Annotated in this window: 9 protein-coding genes and 1 riboswitch; of the genes, 3 read left to right on the top strand and 6 right to left on the bottom strand. The window is 70.1% G+C overall.

Features of this window, described 5'->3' with window-relative positions; translation table 11 throughout:
• On the top strand, positions 1-2,202 hold a 2,202-nt coding region (locus tag HY68_RS13155; protein ID WP_347560424.1), incomplete at its 5' end, for a SpoIIE family protein phosphatase.
• 11 nt (positions 2,203-2,213) lie between these two features.
• Here the strand turns inward: HY68_RS13155 and HY68_RS13150 are convergent.
• Entirely contained in the window at positions 2,214-2,837 is a 624-nt protein-coding gene (locus HY68_RS13150) for a TetR/AcrR family transcriptional regulator (RefSeq protein ID WP_041988379.1), read from the bottom strand.
• 129 nt (positions 2,838-2,966) lie between these two features.
• Here HY68_RS13150 and HY68_RS13145 point away from each other — a divergent pair, with 129 nt between their 5' ends.
• Entirely contained in the window at positions 2,967-4,004 is a 1,038-nt protein-coding gene (locus tag HY68_RS13145; protein ID WP_041988376.1) for a hypothetical protein, read from the top strand.
• 16 nt (positions 4,005-4,020) lie between these two features.
• Here HY68_RS13145 and HY68_RS13140 read toward each other — a convergent pair whose 3' ends face one another.
• The 5 genes from HY68_RS13140 to thrC all read right to left on the bottom strand — a co-directional run bounded on the left by HY68_RS13140 (position 4,021) and on the right by thrC (position 9,445).
• Positions 4,021-4,974, bottom strand: a complete 954-nt coding sequence (locus HY68_RS13140) for a lysylphosphatidylglycerol synthase domain-containing protein (protein WP_041988373.1) — start codon at positions 4,972-4,974, stop codon at positions 4,021-4,023.
• 298 nt (positions 4,975-5,272) lie between these two features.
• A complete protein-coding gene (gene groL / locus HY68_RS13135; protein ID WP_041988372.1) occupies positions 5,273-6,898 on the bottom strand; it encodes a chaperonin GroEL in 1,626 nt (541 codons plus the stop codon).
• Between the two features lie 373 nt (positions 6,899-7,271).
• Positions 7,272-7,475, bottom strand: a complete 204-nt coding sequence (locus HY68_RS13130) for a cold-shock protein (protein WP_005315736.1) — start codon at positions 7,473-7,475, stop codon at positions 7,272-7,274.
• Positions 7,476-7,853: 378 nt separating this feature from the next.
• Positions 7,854-8,132, bottom strand: a complete 279-nt coding sequence (locus HY68_RS13125) for a MoaD/ThiS family protein (protein WP_041988367.1) — start codon at positions 8,130-8,132, stop codon at positions 7,854-7,856.
• 35 nt (positions 8,133-8,167) lie between these two features.
• The gene (thrC, locus tag HY68_RS13120; RefSeq protein ID WP_041988364.1) at positions 8,168-9,445 is read right to left on the bottom strand and encodes a threonine synthase; all 1,278 of its coding nucleotides are present in this window, start codon (positions 9,443-9,445) and stop codon (positions 8,168-8,170) included.
• A gap of 16 nt (positions 9,446-9,461) precedes the next feature.
• A riboswitch (SAM riboswitch) is annotated at positions 9,462-9,589 on the bottom strand.
• A 155-nt stretch (positions 9,590-9,744) separates the two neighbouring features.
• Here thrC and HY68_RS13115 point away from each other — a divergent pair.
• Entirely contained in the window at positions 9,745-10,725 is a 981-nt protein-coding gene (locus tag HY68_RS13115; protein WP_041995932.1) for a glucosyl-3-phosphoglycerate synthase, read from the top strand.
• The last annotated feature ends 182 nt before the right edge of the window (positions 10,726-10,907 follow it).

Raw genomic sequence — 10,907 nt, 5'->3', positions numbered from 1 at the left:
GCGGGCCCCGGCGGCCGTACGGACTGGTTCGTGTCGGCGGCGCCGCTGCCCGAGGCCCGGACCGTCCCCGCGCTGGACGAGTCCGTGCTGACGACGCTGCTCAACCACGCACCGATCCAGCTCGCCATCTGGGACCGCGACCTGCGCTGCATGTGGCTGAACGACACGGCGGAGCGCGACAGCGGCGCCCTCGCCCACCAGGCGCTGGGGCGCAGGCTCACCGATTCGCTGCCCGGTTTCGACACCGCGTCCGTCGAGGCGGCGATGCGCCAGGTCCTCGACGACGGCGTCCCGGTGATCGACCACGAGTTCCGCTGGATCGGCACGGACCAGGACGGCCGCCGCAGCACGGCCTCATCGGAACCCGAGGAGCGCGTGTTCTCCTCGTCGTACTTCCGGCTCGACGGCGTCGACGGACGGCCGCTCGGCGTGTGCTCGCTGGCCATGGACATCAGCAACAGCTGGGCGCGCCGGCGGCTGGCCATCCTCAACGAGGCCGGTACGCGGATCGGCACGACGCTGGACGTCATGAACACCGCGCAGGAGCTGGCCGACGTGGCCGTGCCGCTCCTCGCCGACTTCGTCACCGTCGATCTCGCCGAATCCGTCCAGCTCGGCGAGGAGCCGCAGGGCAGGCCCGGTACCTCCGACGGCGGTACGGTCTTCCGCCGCGCCGGAGTGGCCTCCATCCACGAGGGCGCGCCCGAGTCCGTGTGGGCGCGCGGGGAGCCCATCTACGTCCCGCCGTCGTCGCCCTTCAGCAAGGTCCTGTCCGACGGGCAGTCGCACTTCGAGCCGGTGCTGGACACGACGGGGACCTGGTTCGAGGCCGACCCGGCGCGGGCCAGGGCCACGGCCAAGGCGGGGATCCACTCCCTGATGCTCATCGGGCTCAAGGCGCGCGGCACGGTACTGGGCGTCGCCGTCTTCCTCCGTACGGACACCCTGGCGCCCTTCTCCCGGGACGATCTGCTGCTCGCCGAGGAGCTGGTCGTACGGGCCTCGCTCAGCCTCGACAACGCCCGCCGCTACACCCGCGAGCGCACGGCCGCCCTGACCCTCCAGCGCCATCTGCTGCCCCGCAACCTGTCGGGCGGCAGGGCGGTCGAGGTGGCGACCCGCTATCTGCCGGCCGATCTGCACGACGGCGTCGGGGGCGACTGGTTCGACGTGATCCCGCTCTCCGGCGCCCGGATCGCGCTGGTCATCGGGGATGTCGTCGGGCACGGCATCAACGCGGCGGCGATGATGGGGCAGCTCCGTACGGCCGTACACACCCTGGCCGACATGGACCTGCCGCCCGCCGAACTGCTGGCGCGACTGGACGAACTCGTCGTGCACCTGTCCGACGCCGACGGTGACCCCGACACCACGAATGCGCCGGGCATCAGCGCCACCTGCGTGTACGTCGTCTACGACCCGATCAGCCGGCAGTGCGTCATGGCGCGCGCCGGGCACCCGCCGCCCGCGATCGTCACCCCGGACGGCGGTGTCACCTTCCCCGAGATCCCGGCCGGCGCGCCGATCGGTCTGGGGCTGCTGGAGTTCGAGTCCGCCGAGATGGTGCTGCCCGAGGGCAGCGTGATCGCGCTGTACACGGACGGGCTCATCGAGTCCCGCACGTCCGACATCGACTCGGGCATGGCCCAGCTCGCCCGCACCGTCGGCGACGGCGGACTCCCCCTGGACGAACTGTGCTCGCAGGTCGTGGACACGCTGGCGAAGAAGACCCCGTGCCAGGACGATGTCGCGCTGCTGCTGGCCCGTACCCGCTCGCTCGGCCCCGAGCACGTCGTCTCCTGGGAGCTGGCCAACGATCCCGCCGTGGTCACCGAGGCCCGCGCGCTGGCCGTCGGGCAGCTGAAGCGCTGGGGTCTGGAAGCGCTGAGTACGACGATGGAGCTGATCGTCAGCGAACTGGTCACCAACGCCATCCGGTACGGCGGCCCCGGGCCGGTCCAGCTGCGGCTCATCCGGCACACGACGCTGGAGTGCCAGATCTCCGACTCCGAGACCAGCTCACCCCGGATGCGGCACGCGCGGCTGACCGACGAGCACGGCCGTGGTCTGCATCTGGTCTCCGAGCTGTCCCGGCGCTGGGGCACCCGGTTCGCACCGGGCGGCAAGATCGCGTGGGCGGAGCTGGACATCCCCCCGGGCGCCGACGACCCACCGGGCGCCGGCGACCGATCGGCGGAGTAGCCGGCCCCAGGTCAGCCGCTGTCCGGACCGCGCCGCCGCACCAGCGGCAGATACACCTCGTCCACGATCTCCACGAGGACGTCGTCGGGCGCGGCAGGCACCCCCCGTACGACGAACTCGTTGCGCAGCAGGACGACGGCCACGGTCGCGACCCGCGGGTGCAGCGCCTCCGGGGACGCTTCCCCACGGGCGACCGCGCGCCCCAGGATCGTCAGCCAGGGCGCGGCAGCCGCTTCGCCCGACTGGTCCTGCAGCTGCCCGAGAAGTTCCGAAGCGCCGCCGGCGGCGCCGAGCAGTTCGCGCAGGATCGCGCCGAGCGGGGAGCTCCAGTGCCGGTTCGCCCGGCGCAGCCACTCAAGGACGTCGGCGCGCAGCTCGCCCGTGTCGGGCGGCTGGACGGTGGTGACCAGTTGCCGGTACGCGGCGATGCCGAGCGCCAGGCGGTTCGGCCAACGGCGGTACAGGGCGTTCTTGTTGGTGCCCGCCCGGGCGGCGACCTTGTCCATCGTCAGCCCGGCGTAGCCGGACTCGGTCAGCTCGTCCACGGCCGCGCGCAGGATCGCCTCCTCCAGCACAGCACCGCGCCGCCGCGTCCCGCCTGCGGCGGCCTGCTGCCGCTTCGGGTGCTCCGTCATACGCGCCCTGACCCTTCTCCCCAGCGGTACCGCTCGTACCTTCCCATTCTGATTGCCACCTGCACCCGCAGCCAACTAAGGTACGAGCCGTACCCTAAAATCGACGACGCGGAGAAGAGGGAACGACGCATGCGCGCCCGAGGAATCAGCTACGACACCGGCTTCGTCCACAACGGATCGACCGGCCGCAAGAACTTCACCCCCGAGCTGGTCGAGCAGGAGCTGCGCGTCATCCGCGACGAGCTGCACTGCGACGCGGTCCGCGTCATGGGCGGCGACCCCGACCGGCTGGAGCTGGCCGCCGGGTGCGCGGCCGGCCTCGGCCTTGAGGTCTGGTTCTCGCCGTACCCGCTCGAACTCACCGCCGCCGAGATGCTGTCGCTGTTCGCCGACTGCGCCGAGCGCGCCGAGCGGCTCCGACAGCGGGGCGCCGAGGTCGTGTTCGTCACCGGCGCCGAACTGTCCCTGATGAACAAGGGTTTCCTGCCCGGCGACAGCACGGAGGACCGGGTGGCGCTGCTGGGTGAGCCGGATCTGCTGCGCCGGCACATCGGTGAAGTCGGCGCGCGCGTCAACGAGTTCCTGGGCGAGGCGGTGGCCCTCGTGCGCGAGCGCTTCGGCGGCAAGGTCACCTACGCCTCCGTACCGCTGGAGCGCGTCGACTGGACGCCCTTCGATATCGCGTCCATGGACATCTACCGGTCGGCCGGGACCGCGGACAGCTTCGCCGAGAGCGTCCCCGCTCTCGTCACCTCGCTCCAGCTTCCCCTGGCGATAACCGAGTTCGGCTCGGCGAGCTACCGGGGCGCCGGCGACGCGGGCGCACGCGGGCTGGAGATCGTCGAGGAGGACGGGACGACCCGCGCCCCCGTCCGGCTGGACGGGGTGTACGCCCGCGACGAAGCCGGCCAGGCCAGGTATCTGCGCGAGCTGCTGACGGCGTTCGACGCCGGCGGCGTCGACAGCGCGTTCGTCTTCACCTTCGCGCTGTACGACTTCCCGCACCGCCCCGGCGGCGATCCCCGCGACGATCTGGACCTCGCCAGCTACGGCATCGTCCGGGTCCTGAAGGACCGCCTCGGCACGACGTACCCCGGGGTGCCGTGGGAGCCCAAGGCCGCGTTCGGCGCCCTGGCCGACTTCTACCGGGACCACAGGCCCGCCTAGACCACATTCTGCGCGCTCAGACCACCTTCCACCGCACCAGCGCGCCCAGCACCAACGCCCCCGGCACCAACGGCAGCCACACCGTGATGATCCGGAAGCCCAGCACGGCGGAGGTGGCCAGGGTGACCGATGCGCCCGTCGTGACGAGCGTGACCACCAGGGCGGCGTCCACCGACCCGAGCCCGCCCGGCGTCGGGATGACGGCGGCGGCGACACTCGCCGCGAGGTACGCGATCGCCACATGCACCACGGGCACCGGCATCTCCAGCGCCAGCGCGACCGTCACCAGCGCCGCCGCCTGGAGCGCGGGGAACGCCAGCGAGCCGCCCCACAGCGCGAACGCGCGGGCCGGCCTGGTGTGCAGGGACCTGACGTCGGTCAGCGCCGTCGTCAGGAACGTACGGATGATCCGGCGCAGCGGCCGTACGGCGGCCACCACGAGCACGGCGGCGCACGCCACCACCCCGGCGGTCACCGCCAGCGGCAGGACGGCCCCGGCGGGTATGAGACCGTCCAGCCGCAGCGCGTCGGGGAACGCCAGCAGCAGGACGGCCAGCAGGAAGATCCGTCCGACGGACTCGGCGAGCAGATACAGCGCGAGCGCGGCGGACGAGCGGCCCAGCGGCACCCCGCAGCGTTTGAGGAAGCGCAGATTGACGGCGCCCGCGCCGAGCCCGGACGGCAGCAGATGGTTGGCGGCGCCCGCGGCGAACTGGGTGGCGAGCAGCCGCCCCGCAGGCAGCGGCTCCAGGACCGTGCCCTGCCGGGTGAACGACACGGCGACCCAGCCGAGACCGGTGACCGTGACGGCCACCAGCAGCCAGTACGGGTTCGCCCCGAGGAGCTGGTGTCCGCCGTCGGCGATGACCGGCCAGTGCTGGAAGACGAAGAGACCGATCACGAGGATCGGGATGACGCAGGCGATCTGCCGGATCTGACGCAGCGGAACCCGCCGCAGGACTCTGTCCATCGTTCTCGGTCGTCCCTGCTCGTCGTGCGCGTACACACGTCGTGCGCGTACACACGTTCCGGGGGGGAGGGGGAGCTCTCGCCGTCAGTTTGCCCCGGCGTACGCCTCCTTCCACCCTCCTGCGGCCGACAGTTGGGGAACGGTTGGGCGAACGGCACAGGACGCGGGCACCCGGACGCGGGCACCCACCACACGGCCACCGGACGCGAAGAAACGCCCGAGGGCGGCACCCCCTGGGAGAAGGGGTGCCGCCCTCGGTAAGAACAGCCGATCGACCGGCGGCCGGAGCCGCGGTGGATCAGAAGTCCATGTCACCGCCCGGCATACCGCCGCCGGCCGGGGCCGCGCCGGCCTTCTCCGGCTTGTCGGCGATAACAGCCTCGGTGGTGAGGAACAGCGCCGCGATGGAGGCGGCGTTCTGCAGCGCGGAACGCGTGACCTTCGCGGGGTCGATGATGCCCTCGGCGATCATGTCCACGTACTCACCGCTCGCGGCGTTGAGGCCGTGACCGATCGGCAGGTTGCGGACCTTCTCGACGATGACGCCGCCCTCAAGACCACCGTTGACGGCGATCTGCTTGAGCGGGGCCTCCAGCGCGAGCTTGACGATGTTCGCGCCCGTGGCCTCGTCGCCGTCCAGCTCGAGCTTCTCGAAGACCGAGGAAGCCTGGAGCAGAGCCACGCCACCACCGGCGACGATGCCCTCCTCGACGGCGGCCTTGGCGTTGCGCACCGCGTCCTCGATGCGGTGCTTGCGCTCCTTGAGCTCGACCTCGGTCGCGGCGCCGGCCTTGATGACGGCCACGCCGCCGGCCAGCTTCGCAAGGCGCTCCTGGAGCTTCTCGCGGTCGTAGTCCGAGTCGCTGTTCTCGATCTCGGCACGGATCTGGTTGACGCGCCCGGCGACCTGGTCGCTCTCGCCCGCACCGTCGACGATCGTGGTCTCGTCCTTGGTGATGACGACCTTGCGGGCACGGCCCAGCAGGTCCAGGCCGGCGTTCTCAAGCTTGAGACCGACCTCCTCGGAGATGACCGTGCCGCCGGTGAGGATGGCGATGTCGTTGAGCATGGCCTTGCGGCGGTCACCGAAGCCCGGGGCCTTGACGGCGACGGACTTGAAGGTGCCACGGATCTTGTTGACGACCAGGGTCGACAGCGCCTCGCCCTCGACGTCCTCCGCGATGATCAGCAGGGGCTTGCCCGACTGCATGACCTTCTCCAGCAGCGGAAGGAGGTCCTTCACGTTGCCGATCTTGGAGTTGACGATCAGGAGGTACGGGTCGTCGAGGGACGACTCCATGCGCTCCATGTCCGTGGCGAAGTACGCCGAGATGTAGCCCTTGTCGAAGCGCATGCCCTCGGTGAGCTCAAGCTCAAGACCGAAGGTCTGCGACTCCTCGACGGTGATGACGCCTTCCTTGCCGACCTTGTCCATCGCCTCGGCGATGAGCGCGCCGATCTGGGTGTCGGCGGCGGAGATGGAGGCCGTCGAAGCGATCTGCTCCTTGGTCTCCACGTCCTTGGCCTGCTCCAGCAGGGCGCCGGAGACGGCCTCGACGGCCTTCTCGATGCCGCGCTTGAGGGCCATCGGGTTGGCGCCGGCCGCCACGTTGCGCAGGCCCTCGCGGACGAGCGCCTGGGCGAGCACGGTCGCCGTGGTCGTACCGTCACCGGCGACGTCGTCCGTCTTCTTGGCGACTTCCTTGACCAGCTCTGCGCCGATCTTCTCGTACGGGTCCTCGAGCTCGATCTCCTTGGCGATGGAAACACCATCGTTGGTGATCGTGGGGGCGCCCCACTTCTTCTCGAGGACGACGTTTCGGCCCTTGGGGCCAAGGGTGACCTTGACGGCGTCGGCGAGCTGGTTCATCCCGCGCTCGAGACCGCGCCGTGCCTCCTCGTCGAACGCGATGATCTTGGCCATGTGAAGTGGTCCTCCCGGACTGGGGTGGATTCTCCGGACCGCGTCCGCGCCCGCGACGGACGGCCTGAGAGCCGTGCGGTTCCTTGCCCCACCGGCTCTCGGGCCTCGCTGACGAGGTCCATAAGTTGTCACTCTCACCTGCAGAGTGCTAACGCCAATGATTAGCACTCGACCCCCCAGAGTGCAAGCGACCCGAAGGGTCATCGATGGGGGGTGGCGGCCGGGCGACGGGTGGGCGCAAGCGACCCCCGCCCGGACCGCCCCGCGCACACACGCACGAGAGGGGACGCACGAGAGGCCCGGACCCCGGTGTCAGGGTGCGGGCCTCTCGGCGTGAGTACTGGTGATGCGTCGGTGGCCGATCGCGCCGGGATCAGACGGCGAGCTTGACCATGTCCGCCTGCGGACCCTTCTGGCCCTGCGAGATCTCGAACTCCACTCGCTGACCTTCTTCAAGGGTGCGGTAACCGTCCATCTGGATCGCGCTGTAGTGGACGAATACATCCGCACCACCGTCGACCGCGATGAAGCCGTACCCCTTCTCCGCGTTGAACCACTTGACGGTGCCCTGAGCCATGCCTAACTCCCCTATTACTGGCCCCTGCGCGGGACCGCACTTCGCGCCGGAACGCGTCGACCGCGGCTGAATGTATCTGCCCAACTGCCCTCTGCAACAGGTCAATTAGACGAGAATTCTGGGCATGGCTGATCGCACGAAGCGGTGAATTCACAGCGTTCCAGGGCAAGTCGGGCCAGGCAAAGCGCACGTAACAGTGGCAAACGGCATCCGGACTTTGGCGCTATGTTGTCGCGTTCTCATATGCGCCCGGCACGCGCGGGAACGGGGCGAGGGCGGCACTTCCCGAATCGTACCGCGCTCAACCACATGGAAGTGCCCCCTCCGCTTCTCTCGCGGAGGGGGCACCAGGGGTCACTCAGCGCAGCCGGCGGACGGTCAGCAACCGCCCGCTACCGCCGGGATGATGGAGATTCCGGCGCCCTCGGGGGTGACCGTCTCCAGGCCTCCCTCGAAGCGCACGTCGTCGTCGTTCACGTACACGTTCACGAACCGGCGCAGCTTGCCCTCGTCGTCCAGGACGCGGGCCGCGATGCCCGGGTGGTTCGCCTCCAGCGACTGGATGACCTCGGAGAGGTTGGCGCCCTCCGCCGGGACCTCGGCCTGGCCGCCGGTGTACGTGCGGAGGATGGTGGGGATGCGGACCTTGACGCTCATGGTGGCGTGCCTTCCTTAGGTAGTGGGCGGCGGGTTCAGCCGGCCAGGCCGGCGCTGCGGAACGCGTCGAGGCTCGGCTTGATGGTTGCGGTCGGCCCGGTCGTGGGAGCCACCGCGTCGAGGGTCTTCAGTCCGTCGCCGGTGTTCAGGACGACGGTGGTGAGCGTCGGGTCCAGCAGGCCGGCGTCGATGAGCTTCTTCGTCACGCCGACGGTCACACCGCCGGCGGTCTCGGCGAAGATCCCCTCGGTGCGCGCCAGCAGCTTGATGGCGTCCACGATCTGCTCGTCGTTGACGTCCTCGACGGCGCCGCCGGTGCGCCGGGCGATGTCCAGCACGTACGGACCGTCGGCCGGGTTGCCGATCGCCAGCGACTTGGCGATGGTGTTCGGCTTCTGCGGCCGTACGACGTCGTGGCCCGCCTTGAAGGCGGCGGAGACCGGCGAGCAGCCCTCGGCCTGGGCGCCGAAGATCTTGTACGGCTTGTCCTCGACGAGACCGAGCTTGATCAGCTCCTTGAGCCCCTTGTCGATCTTCGTGAGCTGCGAGCCCGAGGCGATCGGGATGACGAGCTGGTCGGGCAGCTCCCAGCCGAGCTGCTCGCAGATCTCGTAGGCGAGCGTCTTGGAGCCTTCGCCGTAGTAAGGACGGAGGTTGACGTTGACGAAGCCCCAGCCCTCGCCCAGCGGGTCGCCGATCAGCTCGGAGCAGAAACGGTTCACGTCGTCGTAGTTGCCCTCGATGCCGACGAGTTCACCGCCGTACACGGCTGCCATGACGACCTTGCCCTGCTCCAGGTCGTGCGGGATGAAGACGCAGGAGCGGAAACCGGCCCGCGCCGCCGCGGCGCCGACGGCGCCCGCGAGGTTGCCGGTGGAGGAGCAGGAGAGGGTGGTGAAGCCGAAGGCACGGGCGGCCTCGACGGCGATGGCGACGACCCGGTCCTTGAAGGAGTGCGTCGGGTTGCCGGAGTCGTCCTTCACGTGCAGGGCGCCGGTGATGCCCAGCTCACGCGCGAGGTTGTCGGCCTTGACGAGCTTCGTGAAGCCGGGGTTGATGTTCGGGTGGTCGGCCACATCGGCCGGGACCGGCAGCAGCGGGGCGTAGCGCCAGATGTTGTCGGGGCCGGCCGCGATGCGCTTCTTCAGCTCTTCGGGGGTGCCGCTCGGCAGGTCGTACGCCACTTCGAGCGGCCCGAAACAGCTCTCGCAGGCGAAGATCGGGCCGAGGTCGAATCGCTCTCCGCATTCGCGGCACGAGAGTGCGACGGCGGGTCCGAGGTCGACAGTGTTCTGGACGGTCTGCACAGCCATGAGGCGAGGCCCTTTCTCCTCATCTTCCTCGCGACGCGTTTCGCCGCAAGACGGAATTGGCACCTTCCCCACCGTGACCTCGCGGTCGGCGGGAGGGTTGCCGGGGCTTCAACGGGCCGTTCCCTCTGCCCCTCTGGATGAGCGGTATGGCGCCGGACCCGGGGTCCGGTGCGTTTGTTCCGCGTGATGACCCCGGCATGCGAAGGACATCTGCGTTGTTCAAGACTGTAACCGAAGGAACGGACGGTTGAGAGAGCCGTCCGCGTCGCGAGATGGATCACGTGCAGGGAGAGCCGATCGTGCTGGAAGAGGTGGAACGCTGGCTGACCAGGCGTTCCTGGTCCGCCTCGGACCGCAGTCTTGACCAGCTGCTGGTGGCAAAGGCCACACGGGGTACCACGGTGAGCGTCGTGCTCCCCGCGCTCGACGAGGAGGAGACGGTCGGCGAGATCGTGTCCGTGATCCGGCGCGAGCTGATGGAGAAGGCGCCTCTCGTCGACGAGTTGGTGGTGATCGACTCCGGTTCGGCGGACCGTACGGGCGAGGTGGCGGCGAAGGCCGGCGCACGGGTGGTGCACCGCGACGAGATCCTGCCCCGGCTGCCCGCGCTGCCCGGCAAGGGCGAGGTGCTGTGGCGCTCGCTGCTGGTGACGAGCGGCGACGTGGTGTGTTTCGTGGACGCCGATCTGAAGCGGTTCTCCGCCGACTTCGTCTCCGGCATCGTGGGCCCGCTGCTCACCGACCAGGACATGCACTTCGTGAAGGCCATGTACGACCGGCCGCTGGACGGCGCGGCGGCGCGGCTGCGCGGCGGCGGCCAGGGCGGCAGGGTCGGCCAGGGCGGCAGAGTCACGGAGCTGGTGGCGCGCCCGCTGCTGAATCTGCACTGGCCGCTGCTGGCGGGCTTCGTCCAGCCGCTGGGCGGCGAGTACGCGGTGCGCCGCTCGCTGCTCGAACAGCTCGCGTTCCCCGTCGGGTACGGCGTGGAGCTGGGGCTGCTGGTGGACGCGCTGCACACGGTCGGGCTCGACGCGCTGGGCCAGGTCGACGTGGGGGTGCGCGTCCACCGGCACCAGGACGACCGGGCGCTCGGGCGGATGGCGGCGGCGATCTACCGTACGGCGCAGCTCCGGCTGTCCCGGGCGCATCTGGTGCGCCCCGAGCTGACGCAGTTCGAGCGGGGCGCGGACGGATTCGTGCCGCGCACGTACGCGGTGGACACCGAGGAGCGGCCGCCGATGCGGGAGATCGTCGAGTACGCGTCCCGTCGCGCGGCGTAACCACACATAATCATTCTTTTTACCTAGATTGACCGTCATGGGTCTGAGTGACGTTCTGGACGCCCGGCACGCCGCTGCCGTGTCGGGCGGGCGCATGGCCGAGGCGGGCGGCGCCGCCGAACAGCTGTGGCTGCTGGGCGGGGTGGCGCTCGCGCTGCTCGCGGCGGGGGTGGTCGCGCTGG

It is taken from the genome of Streptomyces sp. AcH 505 (genome assembly GCF_000818175.1).
In the GTDB taxonomy this organism is placed as follows: Bacteria; Actinomycetota; Actinomycetes; order Streptomycetales; family Streptomycetaceae; genus Streptomyces.
Note: the sequence above shows the minus strand (reverse complement) of the source record. Positions and strands in the feature narration are given on the sequence as shown.

Bases quoted from the DNA above. Each gene is read 5' to 3' on its own strand.
- HY68_RS13150 (WP_041988379.1), bottom strand. From the start codon at position 2,837: ATGACGGAGCACCCGAAGCGGCAGCAGGCCGCCGCAGGCGGGACGCGG.
- HY68_RS13145 (WP_041988376.1), top strand. From the start codon at position 2,967: ATGCGCGCCCGAGGAATCAGCTACGACACCGGCTTCGTCCACAACGGA.
- HY68_RS13140 (WP_041988373.1), bottom strand. From the start codon at position 4,974: ATGGACAGAGTCCTGCGGCGGGTTCCGCTGCGTCAGATCCGGCAGATC.
- groL (WP_041988372.1), bottom strand. From the start codon at position 6,898: ATGGCCAAGATCATCGCGTTCGACGAGGAGGCACGGCGCGGTCTCGAG.
- HY68_RS13130 (WP_005315736.1), bottom strand. From the start codon at position 7,475: ATGGCTCAGGGCACCGTCAAGTGGTTCAACGCGGAGAAGGGGTACGGC.
- HY68_RS13125 (WP_041988367.1), bottom strand. From the start codon at position 8,132: ATGAGCGTCAAGGTCCGCATCCCCACCATCCTCCGCACGTACACCGGC.
- thrC (WP_041988364.1), bottom strand. From the start codon at position 9,445: ATGGCTGTGCAGACCGTCCAGAACACTGTCGACCTCGGACCCGCCGTC.